The organism is Pectobacterium zantedeschiae (assembly GCF_004137795.1).
GTDB lineage: Bacteria > Pseudomonadota > Gammaproteobacteria > Enterobacterales > Enterobacteriaceae > Pectobacterium > Pectobacterium zantedeschiae.
On record NZ_NWTM01000008.1, the window covers coordinates 1 to 16,070 of the forward strand.

Annotated in this window: 17 protein-coding genes and 1 riboswitch; of the genes, 10 read left to right on the top strand and 7 right to left on the bottom strand. The window is 52.5% G+C overall.

The features are described from left to right. From CLR69_RS23040 to purD, 3 genes are all read left to right on the top strand, one after another. The coding region (locus tag CLR69_RS23040; RefSeq protein WP_207104609.1) for a hypothetical protein at window positions 1–200 on the top strand (200 nt) is incomplete at its 5' end. Window positions 201–294: 94 nt separating this feature from the next. After that, window positions 295–1,884 carry a bifunctional phosphoribosylaminoimidazolecarboxamide formyltransferase/IMP cyclohydrolase gene (gene purH, locus CLR69_RS22350; protein ID WP_131535233.1) on the top strand — a complete coding sequence of 530 codons (1,590 nt, stop codon included), beginning with the start codon at window positions 295–297 and terminating at the stop codon, window positions 1,882–1,884. A gap of 17 nt (window positions 1,885–1,901) precedes the next feature. Then, the gene (gene purD, locus CLR69_RS22355) at window positions 1,902–3,188 is read left to right on the top strand and encodes a phosphoribosylamine--glycine ligase (RefSeq protein WP_131535234.1); all 1,287 of its coding nucleotides are present in this window, start codon (window positions 1,902–1,904) and stop codon (window positions 3,186–3,188) included. Window positions 3,189–3,256: 68 nt separating this feature from the next. On the opposite strand, the gene CLR69_RS22360 is transcribed toward purD, so the two are convergent. The 6 genes from CLR69_RS22360 to nudC form a co-directional block, all read right to left on the bottom strand. Beyond that, the gene (locus CLR69_RS22360; RefSeq protein WP_131535235.1) at window positions 3,257–3,943 is read right to left on the bottom strand and encodes a DUF1481 domain-containing protein; all 687 of its coding nucleotides are present in this window, start codon (window positions 3,941–3,943) and stop codon (window positions 3,257–3,259) included. Window positions 3,944–3,947: 4 nt separating this feature from the next. Further along, window positions 3,948–4,220, bottom strand: coding sequence for a nucleoid-associated protein HU-alpha (hupA, locus tag CLR69_RS22365; protein ID WP_005970302.1), 273 nt, complete (start codon window positions 4,218–4,220; stop codon window positions 3,948–3,950). A 204-nt stretch (window positions 4,221–4,424) separates the two neighbouring features. Next, window positions 4,425–5,015: a YjaG family protein gene (locus CLR69_RS22370; RefSeq protein WP_129710319.1), complete on the bottom strand. Its 591-nt coding sequence runs from the start codon at window positions 5,013–5,015 to the stop codon at window positions 4,425–4,427. A 77-nt stretch (window positions 5,016–5,092) separates the two neighbouring features. Then, window positions 5,093–5,782, bottom strand: a complete 690-nt coding sequence (nfi, locus tag CLR69_RS22375; RefSeq protein ID WP_131535236.1) for a deoxyribonuclease V — start codon at window positions 5,780–5,782, stop codon at window positions 5,093–5,095. 15 nt (window positions 5,783–5,797) lie between these two features. Then, window positions 5,798–6,862 carry a uroporphyrinogen decarboxylase gene (hemE, locus tag CLR69_RS22380; protein ID WP_131535237.1) on the bottom strand — a complete coding sequence of 355 codons (1,065 nt, stop codon included), beginning with the start codon at window positions 6,860–6,862 and terminating at the stop codon, window positions 5,798–5,800. A 116-nt stretch (window positions 6,863–6,978) separates the two neighbouring features. Continuing rightward, window positions 6,979–7,761: an NAD(+) diphosphatase gene (gene nudC / locus CLR69_RS22385; RefSeq protein ID WP_131535238.1), complete on the bottom strand. Its 783-nt coding sequence runs from the start codon at window positions 7,759–7,761 to the stop codon at window positions 6,979–6,981. A 108-nt stretch (window positions 7,762–7,869) separates the two neighbouring features. Between nudC and rsd the strand changes: the two genes are divergently transcribed. The 7 genes from rsd to thiH all read left to right on the top strand — a co-directional run bounded on the left by rsd (window position 7,870) and on the right by thiH (window position 14,218). After that, window positions 7,870–8,331 (top strand): sigma D regulator, encoded by a 462-nt coding sequence (rsd, locus tag CLR69_RS22390; protein WP_129710327.1) that lies wholly within the window; start codon window positions 7,870–7,872, stop codon window positions 8,329–8,331. 122 nt (window positions 8,332–8,453) lie between these two features. Continuing rightward, window positions 8,454–8,607, top strand: a riboswitch (TPP riboswitch). 119 nt (window positions 8,608–8,726) lie between these two features. Continuing rightward, window positions 8,727–10,682: a phosphomethylpyrimidine synthase ThiC gene (gene thiC / locus CLR69_RS22395; RefSeq protein ID WP_131535239.1), complete on the top strand. Its 1,956-nt coding sequence runs from the start codon at window positions 8,727–8,729 to the stop codon at window positions 10,680–10,682. Next, a complete protein-coding gene (gene thiE, locus CLR69_RS22400; RefSeq protein ID WP_131535240.1) occupies window positions 10,679–11,320 on the top strand; it encodes a thiamine phosphate synthase in 642 nt (213 codons plus the stop codon). The genes thiC and thiE overlap by 4 nt, the downstream gene beginning before the upstream one ends. A 1-nt stretch (window position 11,321) precedes the next feature. Further along, window positions 11,322–12,101, top strand: a complete 780-nt coding sequence (locus CLR69_RS22405; protein WP_131535241.1) for a HesA/MoeB/ThiF family protein — start codon at window positions 11,322–11,324, stop codon at window positions 12,099–12,101. Continuing rightward, window positions 12,098–12,298: a sulfur carrier protein ThiS gene (gene thiS / locus CLR69_RS22410; RefSeq protein ID WP_131535242.1), complete on the top strand. Its 201-nt coding sequence runs from the start codon at window positions 12,098–12,100 to the stop codon at window positions 12,296–12,298. The genes CLR69_RS22405 and thiS overlap by 4 nt, the downstream gene beginning before the upstream one ends. A gap of 1 nt (window position 12,299) precedes the next feature. Beyond that, on the top strand, window positions 12,300–13,097 hold the full coding sequence (locus tag CLR69_RS22415) for a thiazole synthase (protein ID WP_131535243.1): 798 nt from the start codon (window positions 12,300–12,302) through the stop codon (window positions 13,095–13,097). Continuing rightward, window positions 13,097–14,218, top strand: a complete 1,122-nt coding sequence (gene thiH, locus CLR69_RS22420; RefSeq protein WP_129710339.1) for a 2-iminoacetate synthase ThiH — start codon at window positions 13,097–13,099, stop codon at window positions 14,216–14,218. Before CLR69_RS22415 ends, thiH begins: the two co-directional genes overlap by 1 nt. A gap of 262 nt (window positions 14,219–14,480) precedes the next feature. Here the strand turns inward: thiH and CLR69_RS22425 are convergent, their stop codons facing one another. After that, window positions 14,481–15,917, bottom strand: coding sequence for an aminotransferase-like domain-containing protein (locus tag CLR69_RS22425; RefSeq protein WP_131535244.1), 1,437 nt, complete (start codon window positions 15,915–15,917; stop codon window positions 14,481–14,483). Window positions 15,918–16,070: the final 153 nt, after the last annotated feature.

Genomic DNA, 16,070 nt, shown 5'->3' on the forward strand with positions numbered 1-16,070 from the left:
CTTCTCGACCCGCCGCAATAGGTATTTTAAAGAAAAATGACTGTTTGCTGCATTCCACAGCAAAACCCCGCCTTATACCTTTTTTTGCACAAACTTATCCACAGAAAGCATTCTACTCAAAAATTGACGAGCATCACGCAAACGTTTTCGCTACAATTCCCCCCGTTCAAAATCGTCGTATTTTTGCGAACGCTAACTGAATATTTCTCTTTATTCCGCAATTATTGCTCTGACAAAGACGATATTCATATACCGTTCTTTACTGACTACCCAAATCCAGGGGATAACATCATCATGCAACAACGCCGTCCAATTCGCCGCGCTCTGCTCAGCGTTTCTGACAAAGCAGGTATTGTCGAATTTGCTCAAGCTCTGTCCCTCCGTGGCGTCGAGCTCCTTTCAACCGGAGGAACCGCCCGTTTGCTAGCCGATGCTGGCTTAGCGGTGACAGAAGTCTCTGACTACACTGGTTTCCCAGAAATGATGGATGGGCGAGTAAAGACCCTGCACCCGAAAGTACACGGCGGCATTCTGGGGCGACGCGATCTGGATGGTGCGATCATGGCGCAGCACGACATCAAACCGATTGATATCGTCGTTGTGAATCTGTATCCGTTCGCTCAGACCGTCGCACGTGAGAACTGCACATTAGAAGATGCAGTTGAGAACATCGATATCGGCGGCCCGACGATGGTGCGTTCCGCCGCCAAGAACCATAAAGATGTAGCTATCGTGGTCAAGAGCAGCGACTACAGCGCTATCATTAATGAAATCGACGCCAACGAAGGTTCATTGACCTACGAAACCCGTTTCGATTTAGCGATTAAAGCCTTCGAACACACTGCCGCTTACGACAGTATGATTGCCAACTACTTTGGCGCACTGGTCCCGCCTTATCATGGTGATACCGATAAGCCATCGGGCCACTTCCCGCGCACATTGAACCTGAACTATATCAAAAAGCAGGACATGCGCTACGGCGAGAACAGCCATCAGCAAGCTGCCTTCTATATAGAAGAGAATATTCACGAGGCCTCTGTCGCCACTTCTATACAGTTACAAGGCAAGGCGCTGTCTTATAACAACATCGCGGATACCGATGCTGCGCTGGAGTGTGTGAAGGAATTTGCCGAACCCGCCTGCGTTATCGTTAAACACGCGAACCCGTGCGGCGTAGCGATTGGCGGCTCCATTCTTGATGCCTACGAACGCGCCTATAAAACCGACCCGACATCCGCATTCGGCGGCATTATCGCCTTCAATCGCGAACTGGATGAAGAAACGGCACAGGCCATTATCAGCCGTCAGTTTGTCGAAGTCATTATTGCGCCATCTGCCAGTGAGGCTGCTTTGAAGGTTACCGCAGCCAAACAAAACGTACGCGTCCTGACCAGCGGTAACTGGCAGCAACGCGTTCCGGCTCTGGATTTCAAACGCGTCAACGGCGGTTTGTTAGTTCAGGATCGCGATTTGGGTATGGTCGATGCGTCTCAGCTGCGTGTTGTGAGCGAGCGTCAGCCGAGCGAGCAGGAATTACGTGATGCCCTGTTCTGCTGGAAAGTCGCTAAATTCGTTAAATCCAACGCAATTGTGTACGCACGCGACAACATGACTATCGGAATAGGTGCTGGCCAGATGAGTCGCGTTTACTCAGCGAAAATCGCCGGAATCAAAGCGGGTGATGAAGGGCTGGAAGTAAAAGGTTCCGCCATGGCCTCTGATGCGTTCTTCCCGTTCCGTGATGGTATTGATGCCGCAGCCGCCGTTGGTATTACCTGCGTGATCCAACCGGGCGGATCTATTCGTGATGATGAAGTTATTGCTGCCGCCAATGAACACGGCATTGCGATGATCTTCACCGACATGCGCCATTTCCGCCATTAATTCTGGAGCAGACCGAAATGAACATTTTAGTAATTGGTAATGGCGGGCGCGAACACGCGTTGGCCTGGAAGGCGGCACAATCACCGCTGGCAAAACAGGTTTATGTTGCTCCAGGGAACGCGGGCACAGCACTTGAGCCAGCGCTGACCAACGTTGATATCGCCGCAACCGATGTTCCAGCGTTAGTCGCCTTTGCTCAGGAAAATCACATCGATTTAACCATCGTTGGCCCAGAAACACCGTTAGTTATCGGTGTTGTGGATGCATTTCAGAGCGCAGGTCTAAAAATCTTTGGCCCCTCCCAGGCCGCAGCACAGCTAGAAGGCTCTAAAGCCTTTACGAAAGATTTCCTGGCACGCCATAACATCCCGTCGGCGGACTACCAGAACTTCACCGAAGTGGAACCGGCACTGGCCTATGTACGCAGCAAAGGTGCACCTATCGTCATCAAGGCAGATGGCTTAGCCGCTGGTAAGGGCGTGATCGTCGCGATGACATTGCAGGAAGCGGAAAATGCCATTCAGGATATGCTGGCAGGTAATGCATTCGGCGATGCTGGACACCGTATCGTGGTGGAAGAGTTCCTTGATGGTGAAGAAGCAAGTTTCATCGTGATGGTGGATGGCAAGAACGTGCTGCCGATGGCAACCAGCCAGGATCATAAACGCGTTGGGGATAAAGATACGGGCCCGAATACCGGCGGCATGGGCGCTTATTCGCCAGCACCGGTCGTGACCGATGAAATCCACCAGCGAGTGATGGATCAAGTCATTTGGCCGACCGTGAACGGCATGGCCGCAGAGGGAAATACCTACGTCGGTTTCCTGTATGCTGGCCTGATGATTTCTGCCGATGGTCAGCCAAAAGTGATCGAGTTCAACTGCCGCTTTGGCGATCCAGAAACGCAGCCAATCATGCTGCGCCTGCGTTCCGATCTGGTGGAACTGTGTCTGGCAGCCTGTGACGGCAAGCTGGATCAGAAAGATTCAGTCTGGGATGAACGTCCGTCTCTGGGCGTGGTATTGGCCGCAGGCGGTTACCCGGCTGACTACAATACGGGCGATGTGATTTCTGGTTTACCGCAACAGGATGTAGAAGATGGCAAAGTTTTCCATGCTGGCACCAAGCTGAATGGGATTAATGTCGTCACCAACGGCGGGCGAGTATTGTGCGTTACTGCATTGGGTAATACCGTGGCTGAAGCACAACAACGCGCTTATGAAATAGCAGCAGGTATTCAGTGGCAAGGGGTATTCTGTCGCAAAGACATCGGCTACCGTGCCATTGAGCGCGAGCAAGCCTGATAAACGATGATCCGATAACGATTGTCTGATAAATACTGAAGCCCGGAGAAATCCGGGTTTTTTAATGGCTATTTAGGCTGCCACTGGCAGACATCATCTTCCACCACCAGCAATAGCTGAGTTCCTTCTGGTGCTTCCAACCACGCTACATTTATCGGACGCGTTGCATGCGCTTTTTGCTGCGTAATCCATTCACGTGAGTCTCTGTCAAAATCAGGACGAACGACCGTACCGTCACAAGACTGAACCTGTCCTTCCAGCCATTTCCCTTGCTTCAGCATCACTTTTCCTGCGCGCAGGACATCACTCAATTCCAGCATGCGCTTAGCATCAAACTGGTAGAGCGCAACATCATCATCGGAAACTGATTCACGTCTTTCGGCAAGTTGCCGCTGCATAAAGCTGACGGTTCCATCTTCAGCAAAGCGTAAGCGCATGTCTTCTTTTTGCGCCCCGAGCTGATTACGCTGAATCTCGCGTAGCTTATCCTGTTGGAACGTATAACGAGTCACCACCAGTGCATTGCCCTGAAGCGGGTTGTACACGGTAGTCAGCACCGTCGTATTCTGCGCGTCATCCTTACGCCACATACGCACGATACCGCGATCGGCAACGTAACCGCTGGAGAAAACTTCCGGCGGTGCGGTGCGGCTACTGCAGGCCACGACAGCGGTAAGTACGAGACCTGCACCACACAAACGTCGTAAAAGCAAAAGGGGCGAAACCGCCCCTCTGCTTAAACTTTTAACCGACATGGGCTTATTTAACAGCGTCTTTCAGAGCCTTGCCAGAAACAAACGCTGGCACATTGGCAGCAGCAATTTTGATTTCTTTACCGGTTTGTGGGTTGCGGCCAGTGCGCTCATTACGATGGTTGACTTTAAATGTACCAAAACCAACTAATTGTACTGCATCACCTTCTTTCAGAGACTCGGTAATTGCCGCCAGAGTTGATTCCAGAGCTGCTTTAGCTTGTGCCTTTGACAGATCAGCTTTGTCCGCAATTACATCAATCAGTTGAGTCTTATTCATAAGTTATCCTTACAGTGTGTTTATCGCTTGCTAAGCATCGAGTGCGACGGATATGCCCTTTCCCGTTTTAGGGTGTAGTAGCACTCTCCTGCATATACGCACCGACAGCCACTTTTTTTACGCCCCCCAAATGTAGACCAGACAGGGTGCGAATGTGAAGCCTTAAGACAGGCCATTTCAGGCCTTAAATCACGTTTTATCGCGTTATTGATGCAAATTTATCCCGATGTTACTACTTCCGGCCTCGCGCAGATCGGAACGGAGCCCTTTGATCAGCTCAATGTCACGTTCTTCACAGGCCGCCAATAGGCGAAAAATCTCCCATTGGATGTCCCATTCTTCTTCAATCGCAGGCAAAACCTTTAGCTCGTCGTCGGTCATTTCTTTGCCAGCCTGCGTCATTTCCAACATAGCAACCGTACGGATAGACGCTTCACTGATGGCTATCGCATGTTCCAGCGTTTCACCGCTTAAACGCGAATGAATCAACTCGCCCAGTGCGATACAGGCATCGATAGCTGGATAAACACCGTAAAGATCGTAATCTTCAGCGGCGGGAACCGCTTCTTCCAGCTTTTCCAACTGATTATCGAAATTGACCTTCGCATCTTTAACAACCAATGTTTCCCATACCAAATCGAGAATGCGGCGGTAAACCATCGCGTCTCCGAATTCTGTTTGACGACAAAACTCGTGGTAATTTGGATACATACGTTCACAAAGACATGCCATGAAAGTGACATGTTGCCAGCTCGTCAGCTTTTCCAGACGTAAATGAATGGGGTTACGTAACATTTTTATGCTCATTAACGGCGACGGACGGCAGTGTACCTGAAATCACAGTGACGCCCTATGCCTGAATTCCTAAAGTTTTACAACAATACGCTAGCTGCTTGCAGCCGCTGCCAACGCACAAATGCGGGACGATTCGATGCGACAGCATCGGCCCAACGAGTCGGCTCCGGTAAACGGTAGCCGCGCATGCAGCATTGTACCCAGTGCAATGCGCTATCTTGACTGACTCGATGCCCTGTCGCCACAAACAGCGGATTACAGCGCGCTTTGCTGCGCCATACCCAACCAATCTGCTCCCCCTTATCCACCAATGGCTGCTGGCTGCCGACGCTCTCCGCCAATGGCTCAAATCGACCACAAAGCCGACTTTTCGCCACGCCAATCGTAGGCACATCCACCAACAGACCAAAATGGCTAGCAACGCCGAGACGACGCGGGTGAGAAATCCCATGCCCATCGACAAACAACAGATCGGGCTTCTGTTCAAGCAACGCCCATGCGGCTAACAGCCCAGGGCATTCACGAAACGAAAGAAAGCCGGGGATATAAGGCATCGTCGTGCTGATACGTGCAATCTTGTATTCTACCAGTTCTAACGAAGGATAGCGCATTACCGCAATCGCGGCGCGCGTTACCGAGCCTTCTTGTTCAAAGCCAACATCCGCACCTGCGATAAACGTAGGCTGCTCAAAAGGTAAATCGTCGTGCCGAATCACATCAGAAGCACGAGCCAACTGCTCAGCTCGCAGCCGTTGTGTATCAATCACATCACCTCCTGTGAATCATGCGTGATAAGCGCGAGACAATCGATGCACCGCCTCAACAAAAACGCCCGCATGCTCTGGCTGCACGTCCTGATGAATACCGTGGCCCAGATTGAACACATGTCCGTTGCCTTGCCCAAACCCAGCAAGGATCGACGCCACTTCCTGTTCGATCCGTGCAGGATCGGCATACAGCATTGAGGGATCCATATTTCCCTGTAGCGCCACTTTGTCACCTACGCGGCGACGCGCATCAGCAATATCGCTCGTCCAGTCCAGCCCAAGAGCATCACAGCCAGTTTCAGCCATCGCCTCCAGCCACTGGCCTCCGCCTTTGGTAAAGAGCGTCACTGGCACTCGGCGGCCTTCACTCTCGCGCTGTAATCCATCAACAATCTTATGCATGTAGTGCAGAGAGAATTCTTTGTAGTCACGCCCGCTCAATGCACCACCCCAGGTATCAAATACCATTACCGCCTGCGCGCCTGCGCGAATCTGTGCATTGAGATAAAGAATGACGCTATCAGCCAGCTTATCCAGCAACAGGTGCAGCGTTTTAGGCTCAGCGAACATCATTTTCTTGATGACAGTAAACGCTTTGCTGCTACCGCCTTCAACCATATAGGTCGCTAGCGTCCACGGGCTACCAGAGAAGCCAATGAGTGGCACTTCACCCGCGAGGTTCTTACGGATCGTCCGCACCGCGTTCATCACATAGCCGAGTTCCTGCTCAGGATCGGGAACCGGCAGTTTAACCACATCGGCATGAGACGTGATGGGAGAACTAAAGCGTGGTCCTTCCCCGGCTTCAAAATAGAGGCCTAAGCCCATGGCGTCTGGGATGGTCAGGATATCGGAGAACAGGATCGCTGCATCCAACGCATAGCGCCGCAAAGGTTGTAACGTGACTTCACAAGCCAGCTCTGCGTTTTTACACAGCGACATAAAATCACCAGCCTGCGCGCGCGTTGCCTTATATTCCGGCAAATAACGTCCCGCCTGACGCATCATCCACACCGGAGTGACATCAACAGGTTGGCGTAATAATGCCCGCAAATAGCGATCGTTTTTCAGATCAGTCATGTTCTTTTCCTTTCAGCCTCACGGCGGTTCTACACCAGATAGATGTGATGAAGCGGGTGCGTTATAAAACGAACGTGTTATGGAACCAATACGTTAATGGCGCAAATAGTACCACGTCAGCCTTCGTTCTCGTGATAAGCGCGGCACAACACCACCGTATCTTCGATAAGACGGCGCGCCACAGTGCCCGGCGGAGGCAGAAGAGGGAGTTGGTCATAGCGAAACCAGCCTGCATCACGCAGCTCTTTAGGATCGTGCTTGATTTCTCCCCCTGCATAATCGGCCATAAACGCCATCATCAGCGAATGAGGGAATGGCCAAGGCTGCGAACTCACGTAACGCAGGTTTTTTATCTGAATTTGGCTCTCTTCCATTACCTCGCGTACGACCGTCTGCTCCAGCGTTTCGCCTACTTCGACAAACCCAGCCAGCACGGTGTACATATTTCCGCGATGTCTATTGTGCTGCGCCAGCAAAATTTCCTCACCACGGCGAATCGCGACAATGATGCAAGGCGCGATCTGCGGGTAATAACGCTCTTTGCAGTGATGACATAAGCACGCCAACTCTGTCTTGCTCCGCACCATTTCATGGCCACAGTAACCGCAAAAGCGGTGAGAGCGATAAAACTCCGCCAACTGCACACCACGTCCCGCCAGTTGGAATAAGCCCACGTCCTGATCGAGTAGTTGGCGAACCGATGCCATATCGGTATCCCGACCCTGGCACACCAGCCAGACAGGCTGCCCTTGCCATTCGCCGATTTGACGAGCCACTTTCCCCTGCAACGCCCACGCTATAGCCGTTCCGTGCGGCAATTCTCCCTCGGGCAGCCAGATTTGTACCGCATCGCTAACCACCCACCAGCCGGTTTCATCACCTTTTAGCGTCTGTTCCATATCTTTTTATTGCTCCACTGCCACTTCACTGGCATTTTACATTCAGAGTGATTACATAAGTTTTATAACTGGGATTTCAGTTATTTCTTACCGTTCACGGAGTCAACAATGCTAAACCAGCTACAAAGTCTGACTGAATACGTTGGTGGCAATAATGCGTTAATCGACCAATGGCTACAAGCGCGTAAGCAGCTTCTGGTGGCTTACTATCATCTGGTTGGCCTTAAGCCGAACAAGGAAGCGCTTTCTCTTTTGGATGAGGAGGCATTGGATAATTTTTGCCAGAATCTGGTGGACTATCTTTCTACTGGCCACTTTCATTTATACGAAAAGATGCTGCATGAAGCAGCGACACACAGCGAACAACTATTAGCCCTTTCTACCCAGCTCGATTTCGCCCTGCAAAACAACACGCAGCAAATCATGACGTTTTACGATAACCATCTGGCGACGGCTATCGACCATGATAACTGCCTCGAATTTCAGCAGGCCCTCTCAAGCGTCGGTGAAACTTTGGAAGAGCGTTTTACGTTAGAAGACAACATGATTCGTTTGGTTTACGACAATTAGCGTTAATTTTACGTAATTTAAGAACATCATCACACGCTGTACAGACAAAACCGGCACACTTTGACATCCGCGTTTTGTCGTCATACAGTGTAGGGGTTTTATTCGCTCGTTTAAGAAACGGGCAAATCTTGTCGGAGTGCCTAGCGTGCTCGTGTTTTGTATTACGAAATCAATCGTTTTACGGAACCTATGAGCGCACAGGCTGAGACCGTTAATTCGGGATCCGCGGAACCTGATCGGGTTAATACCTGCGAAGGGAACAAGAGTAATGCACCTCATTGAGATTGAGCCCAAGGCTGCGTATTTGCACATACCTGCGCTGAGATTCAATATCATTATTACTCCCTCCGGCTCCAGACAAGCAATCTTCCCTTTACGTCTTACAGGAACTTGCTATGTCTACAGAACCCTTGTCTATAACAACAGTATTGTCAAAATCGGGTCGCCGTGAACAACGTGCCGCCGCCCAGCAGTTTATTGAAACCTTACAGGGAACCGCCTTTCCCAATTCAAAACGCATTTACCTTGCTGGTTCACGTGACGACATCGCCGTACCGATGCGGGAGATTCAGCTCAGCCCGACGCTACTCGGCGGCAGCAAAGACAATCCCCAATACGAACCCAATGAGCCGATCCCGGTTTACGACACTTCAGGGCCTTATGGCGATCCCGCTGCACAGCCCGATGTCCGCGTTGGGCTAGCGAAGCTGCGTGCCAGTTGGATTGCAGAACGTCACGACACCGAGGCGCTATCCGGCGTCAGTTCCGATTTCACCCAGCAGCGTCTGGCAGATGCAGGTCTGGATCATCTGCGCTTTGAGCATTTGCCACGACCACTACGTGCCAAAGCAGGCAAACGCGTCACCCAGCTCCACTATGCACGGCAGGGCATGATTACGCCGGAAATGGAATTTATCGCCATTCGCGAAAATATGGGACGCGAACGCATCCGCGATGAGGTGTTACGTCAGCAACATCCGGGACAAAGCTTCGGTGCCCTCCTGCCAGAGAACATCACGCCAGAGTTTGTTCGTCAGGAAGTGGCTGCCGGGCGCGCCATTATTCCCTCAAACATCAATCACCCTGAATCGGAACCGATGATTATCGGCAGAAATTTTCTGGTGAAAGTTAACGCCAATATCGGTAACTCCGCCGTGACGTCCTCCATCGAAGAAGAGGTGGAAAAGCTGGTATGGTCTACCCGCTGGGGTGCGGATACGGTAATGGATCTCTCGACTGGCCGCTATATTCACGAAACTCGTGAGTGGATCCTGCGTAACAGCCCGGTGCCAATCGGGACCGTGCCAATCTATCAGGCACTGGAGAAAGTGAATGGTGTGGCAGAAAACCTGAACTGGGAAATGTTCCGCGATACGCTTTTGGAACAGGCAGAACAGGGTGTGGATTATTTCACTATCCATGCAGGCGTACTGTTGCGCTACGTACCGATGACGGCCAAACGTCTGACCGGCATCGTGTCGCGCGGCGGTTCCATCATGGCGAAGTGGTGCCTGTCGCATCACAAAGAGAGCTTCCTGTACGAACACTTCCGTGAAATCTGTGAAATCTGCGCCGCTTATGACGTCGCACTGTCACTGGGTGACGGTTTACGCCCCGGCTCTATTCAGGATGCCAACGACGAAGCCCAGTTTGCCGAACTGCATACGCTGGGTGAACTGACCAAAATTGCCTGGGAATACGACGTACAAGTCATGATCGAAGGCCCCGGCCACGTCCCGATGCAAATGATCCGCCGCAACATGACCGAAGAGCTGGAGCACTGTCACGAAGCACCGTTCTATACGCTCGGCCCACTGACCACCGATATCGCACCGGGTTACGATCATTTTACCTCTGGTATCGGTGCCGCCATGATCGGCTGGTTTGGCTGCGCCATGCTCTGTTACGTAACACCGAAAGAGCACCTCGGTTTGCCAAACAAAGAAGACGTCAAACAAGGGTTGATTACTTACAAGATCGCCGCCCACGCTGCCGATCTGGCAAAAGGCCATCCCGGCGCACAAATCCGTGATAACGCCATGTCGAAAGCGCGCTTTGAATTCCGCTGGGAAGATCAGTTCAATTTAGCGCTCGATCCTCAAACGGCACGTGCCTACCACGATGAAACGCTGCCACAAGAATCCGGTAAAGTCGCCCACTTCTGTTCCATGTGCGGCCCTAAATTCTGCTCGATGAAAATCTCACAGGAAGTACGCGATTACGCCGCGAAACAAGAAGCCGAAGCCAAACCGATTGAAGTCGGCATGGCGGCGATGTCGCAGGAATTCCGCTCTCGCGGCAGCGAGCTTTATCACAGTGCCACCAGCCTGCAAACCGAGGACAGCAAATGACGGCACCTACGCCTTTTGCCCCAACGGCACAGCGGCTGGGGCTCTATCCCGTTGTCGATAGCGTGGAATGGATCGAACGCCTGCTCAGTATCGGGGTGAAAACAATCCAGCTAAGAATCAAAGGCCGGTCAGATGAACAAGCCGAAATTGATGTAACCAAGGCGATCGCATTGGGTCGTCGCTATCAGGCGCAGCTCTTCATCAATGACTACTGGAAATTGGCAGTAAAACATCAAGCATATGGCGTACATCTGGGTCAGGAAGATCTGGATACCGCCGATCTGGCTGCAATTAAAAAAGCGGGCCTGCGCTTAGGTGTCTCCACGCACGACGATCGTGAACTGGCACGCGCAGTGGCGATAAACCCGTCCTATATCGCACTTGGGCATATTTTCCCTACGCAAACCAAAGATATGCCTTCTGCACCACAGGGGCTAGCCGAACTGACACGGCACATATCCGATCTGCAAGGCCGTTTTCCCTCCGTGGCGATCGGTGGGATCAGCATCGACAGAGTGCCTGCGGTGCTGGCTACGGGCGTCGGCAGCATTGCCGTCGTCAGCGCCATTACTCAGGCACCAGACTGGCAGCAGGCCACTATGACGCTGCTCAAGATGATTGAGGGAAGGGAGGCATGAAATGGTAACGAATCACCCTTCAGCGCCTACGGGGCTGAGCGATAGCGAATTCATGCGCTACAGCCGTCAACTGATGCTGGAAGATATTGGCCCAGAAGGTCAGGAGAAACTCAAAGCTGGCAGTGTTCTGCTGGTAGGGCTGGGTGGGCTGGGTTCTCCCGCTTCACTCTATCTGTCCGCCGCGGGGGTCGGCACGTTACTGCTTGCCGACGATGACACACTACATATCAGTAACCTGCAACGCCAGATTCTGTATCGCACCCGCGAAACCGACAAGCCCAAAGCGGTGTTGGCACAGCGTCAGCTACAGGAACTGAATCCGTACTCAGAAACAATAGCACTCACCGAAAGGCTAAGTGGTGATGCGTTACACGACGCCATCAGCCGCGTCGATCTGGTACTGGATTGCAGCGACAACATGATAACCCGTCATGCGGTTAATACCGCCTGCGTGGGTGCAGGCAAGCCGCTGATCAGCGGGAGTGCAGTGGGTTTCAGCGGTCAGCTTGCCGTCTTCACCCCCCCTTATCACTCTGGCTGTTACGCCTGTCTGTACCCCGATACAACCGAACCGCAGCGTAACTGCCGTACTGCGGGCGTACTGGGTCCAGTGGTCGGTGTAATCGGCACACTTCAGGCATTGGAGGCGATCAAGCTGCTGGCAGGAATGCCGTCCGCTCTGGACGGCAAGCTAAGAATGTTCAATGGCAAACAACAGAGCTGGAACACACTTCAACTGACGCGCGCACCCTGCTGCCCAGTATGCGGGGACGTGGCATGAAAATTACGCTGAATGATGAACCCTTGGAGTTTCCAGGAGCCATCACGGTTGAGGCGCTGCTGAGCCAGATAAATCGGCTCCAGCCTGGCACTGCGTTGGCCATCAACCAGACCATTATCCCGCACACCACCTGGTCACAACATCAGGTACAAGACGGCGATGATATTTTGCTTTTTCAGGCAATCGCGGGAGGATGACATGCTGCACATTGCCGATACGATATTAACTTCACGGCTGCTGACCGGCACTGGCAAATTCGCCACGCCAGAGTTGATGCTGGCAGCACTTGAGGCTTCTGGTTCGCAATTAGTCACCATGGCGATGAAGCGCGTAGATCTGAATGGCGGCAACGATGCCATTCTCGCCCCGCTACGCCAACTCGGTATTAAACTACTGCCCAATACGTCAGGCGCAAAAACCGCAGACGAAGCTGTTTTTGCTGCCCGATTGGCGCGTGAAGCGCTGGGCACACACTGGCTGAAACTGGAAATTCACCCCGATGTGAAATACCTGCTGCCCGACCCGATCGAAACGCTGAAGGCCGCCGAACAGTTGGTAAAAGAGGGATTCACGGTACTGCCCTATTGCGGCGCCGACCCGGTACTGTGCAAACGGCTGGAAGAAGTCGGCTGCGCAGCAGTGATGCCGCTGGGCGCGCCAATCGGATCCAATCAGGGGCTGCAAACGCGAGATTTCCTCCGCATCATCATCGAACAGGCACGCATTCCAGTTATTGTCGATGCAGGCATTGGCGCGCCCAGCCATGCGGCCGACGCGCTGGAAATGGGGGCCGACGCCGTGCTGGTCAATACGGCCATTGCTGTTGCTCACAACCCTGTGGCGATGGCGCATGCATTTCGGCTGGCTGTCGATGCCGGTGAGCTTGCTCGTCAAGCCGGACTGGGAAATAAGCAGTTTGTCGCCAGCGCCACCAGCCCGCTCACCGGTTTTCTTCATCGACAAACGGAAGATCGACAAATGGAAGGGACAAAGTGATGAGCGTCGATTTTCAAACCGTCTGGGAACAACTCAACTGGGATGACCTGACGCTGCGCATCAACGCTAAAACCGCACGCGATGTTGAACGAGCGCTTACCTCACCACACCTGACACGCGATGACTTTATGGCGCTCATTTCACCTGCCGCCAGCGCCTATCTGGAACCGCTAGCCCAGCGGGCACAGCAACTTACTCGACAGCGTTTTGGTAATACGGTGAGCTTTTATGTGCCGCTATACCTGTCCAATCTGTGCTCCAACGACTGCACCTACTGCGGCTTTTCGATGAGCAATCACATCAAGCGGAAAACGCTGGATGACGCGGAAATCCTGCGGGAGTGCGCGGCTATCAAGGAGCTCGGGTTTGAGCACCTGCTACTTGTGACCGGCGAGCATCAGCGCAAAGTGGGAATGGATTATTTCCGTCGCGTCTTTCCGCTGATTCGACCGCTCTTCAGTTCGTTGATGATCGAAGTGCAGCCACTGTCGCAGGACGAATACGCCGAGTTGAAGACACTGGGGCTGGATGGCGTGATGGTTTATCAGGAAACTTATCACCCGGCAACCTACCAGTTGCACCATCTAAAAGGACAAAAGCAGGATTTCCACTGGCGACTCGCCACACCGGATCGGCTTGGTCGTGCGGGGATCGATAAGATCGGGCTGGGTGCTTTAATTGGCCTGTCCAATAGCTGGCGCACCGACTGCTACATGGTGGCGGAACACCTGCTGCACTTACAGCAGAGCTATTGGCAGAGCCGTTACTCTATCTCTTTCCCTCGCCTACGCCCCTGTGCGGGCGGTATTGAGCCAGCGTCGTTAATGGATGAAGCACAGCTCATGCAGGTGATTTGTGCATTCAGGCTATTATCACCGGATATTGAGCTATCGCTTTCCACGCGCGAATCACCTTTCTTTCGCGATCATGCGATTCCCATCGCGATTAACAATGTCAGCGCGTTTTCCAAAACCCAACCGGGTGGCTATGCTGACAATCATCCCGAGCTGGAACAGTTCTCACCGCATGATTCACGACGCCCTGAAGACGTGGCACAGGCCATCGTGCGTGCAGGTCTCCAGCCAGTGTGGAAAGACTGGGACGGTTATTTGGGCAGATAACGCAACGATGCGCCTGATTTGGGACACAGCTCGCAGATCGGAATGAGAATTACACGGAAGACCATATTCTCAGGATAGCGCCGCGCAGCATGACATTCGGCCTATCGTCACAGCCTTCGACGAAGAATACAGTAGCGTCGTTGACAGGCCTAAGCGTTACTCAACTTGTTGACCGGAGCCGTTTGCCACTTATCGGTTCTGCACATCAACCCGCCGATACGGGGCTTATCCTTACCCGTATCGGCCCTTCCTTAAAAAATCATCAAGGAGCGTTCTGGTCAGGAAGCGTATGCATCATTTTAGCAACCTCACTGCCCACAATGCGCAACCCTTCTCTCATCTCTTCTGTGAAACGATTGGCATAATTGAGTCGAATACAATTGCGGTATTTCCCTGAAGCGGAGAATAGCGAACCTGCGGCTATCTGTATGCCCGCTTTCCTGACTTCGCGGGTGAGCTTGAGCGAATCAAAATATTCGGGCAGTTCAATCCACACCAAGAATCCACCTTGCGGGCGACTTACACAAATATTGGACGGAAAATACTCGCGTACCCAGCAGGTGAAGGTGCTTAGATTGGCTTTGTACTGAGCGCGCATACGGCGCAAATGGGGCTGATAGTGTCCCTGTCGAATAAATTCCGCTACGGCAAGCTGGGGCTGTACCACCGTCGATCCGGTGCTGATGTATTTTGTATGAATCACTCGCTCCAGATAGCGCCCTGGGGCGATCCAGCCAACGCGTAAGCCGGGAGCCAGGTTCTTCGAGAACGAACTACACAGCAGCACACGCCCGTCTTCATCAAAGGATTTGATCGCACGAGGACGCGGATATTCATAGGCCAGCTCGCCATACGCATCATCTTCAATAATGGCGATATCAAAATGCTGCGCCAGCGTCACCAGTGATTTCTTACGGGCATCCGGCATGATGAAGCCAAGCGGATTGTTACAGCTAGGAACCAGCAGTACCGCTTTGATCGGCCATTGATCCAGCGCCAGCCGCAACGCTTCCAGACTGATCCCCGTTACCGAGTCAGTTGGGATTTCGATCGCTTTAATGTCCAGCCCACGAAGGATTTGCATCGTACCCGGAAACGCGGGGGATTCGACGGCCACAATGTCGCCGGGCTGACAAACCGCGCGAACAGCAACAAATAAGGCTTCCTGACAACCAGTGGTGATCACAATATCATCTTGCGTCAACTGACAGCCGCAGTCGACAGCAAGACGGGCGACCTGCTCACGTAACGCTGGCACACCATATACGCTGTCATATTGTAAAATTCGAGGATCCTGATACTGGCAAAGACGCGCCATCTCTTTCCACAGCGGTTTGATGGTTGGTTGGGTCACGTCCGGCATTCCGCTACCAAACTTCAGCACATTGGTTTCCAAACGCACGTTCACCAGCTCCAGTACCGATTCCCACTGCGTGATCTCAACTGGACGCTGAGCTGGGCGCGTCAACGCGGGGACAGGCGGCGTTGCTTTACGCGGCGTGACAAAATATCCCGAACGCGGTTGCGGCATAATCAACTGCCGGGTTTCCAGCAGATGATAGGCTTGCTGTACGGTACTGATGCTTACACCATGTTCGGTACTCAGCGCCCGTACCGAAGGCAGTCGCTCCCCGCCTTGATACAGTCCTTGTTCAATGCGCTTTTCTAACAGCTCAGCCAGGTGTTGATAACGCGTCATCAGTATCATTCCTCATCAAGATTAACCGCAGTAACCAGTACAGATTCACATAAAAATCGCCATTCAGATGTAATATCACACAATCTGTATGATGAAAATATCGATTTTTTGCATCTGTATTGAAAATGCCTTTCGCCTCATCATTGCAATCAT

What these genes read in the sequence shown, in the direction of transcription:
- purH (WP_131535233.1), top strand. Translation starts at nt 295, where the DNA reads ATGCAACAACGCCGTCCAATTCGCCGCGCTCTGCTCAGCGTTTCTGAC.
- purD (WP_131535234.1), top strand. Translation starts at nt 1,902, where the DNA reads ATGAACATTTTAGTAATTGGTAATGGCGGGCGCGAACACGCGTTGGCC.
- CLR69_RS22360 (WP_131535235.1), bottom strand. Translation starts at nt 3,943, where the DNA reads ATGTCGGTTAAAAGTTTAAGCAGAGGGGCGGTTTCGCCCCTTTTGCTT.
- hupA (WP_005970302.1), bottom strand. Translation starts at nt 4,220, where the DNA reads ATGAATAAGACTCAACTGATTGATGTAATTGCGGACAAAGCTGATCTG.
- CLR69_RS22370 (WP_129710319.1), bottom strand. Translation starts at nt 5,015, where the DNA reads ATGTTACGTAACCCCATTCATTTACGTCTGGAAAAGCTGACGAGCTGG.
- hemE (WP_131535237.1), bottom strand. Translation starts at nt 6,862, where the DNA reads ATGACTGATCTGAAAAACGATCGCTATTTGCGGGCATTATTACGCCAA.
- nudC (WP_131535238.1), bottom strand. Translation starts at nt 7,761, where the DNA reads ATGGAACAGACGCTAAAAGGTGATGAAACCGGCTGGTGGGTGGTTAGC.
- rsd (WP_129710327.1), top strand. Translation starts at nt 7,870, where the DNA reads ATGCTAAACCAGCTACAAAGTCTGACTGAATACGTTGGTGGCAATAAT.
- thiC (WP_131535239.1), top strand. Translation starts at nt 8,727, where the DNA reads ATGTCTACAGAACCCTTGTCTATAACAACAGTATTGTCAAAATCGGGT.
- thiE (WP_131535240.1), top strand. Translation starts at nt 10,679, where the DNA reads ATGACGGCACCTACGCCTTTTGCCCCAACGGCACAGCGGCTGGGGCTC.
- CLR69_RS22405 (WP_131535241.1), top strand. Translation starts at nt 11,322, where the DNA reads ATGGTAACGAATCACCCTTCAGCGCCTACGGGGCTGAGCGATAGCGAA.
- thiS (WP_131535242.1), top strand. Translation starts at nt 12,098, where the DNA reads ATGAAAATTACGCTGAATGATGAACCCTTGGAGTTTCCAGGAGCCATC.
- CLR69_RS22415 (WP_131535243.1), top strand. Translation starts at nt 12,300, where the DNA reads ATGCTGCACATTGCCGATACGATATTAACTTCACGGCTGCTGACCGGC.
- thiH (WP_129710339.1), top strand. Translation starts at nt 13,097, where the DNA reads ATGAGCGTCGATTTTCAAACCGTCTGGGAACAACTCAACTGGGATGAC.
- CLR69_RS22425 (WP_131535244.1), bottom strand. Translation starts at nt 15,917, where the DNA reads ATGACGCGTTATCAACACCTGGCTGAGCTGTTAGAAAAGCGCATTGAA.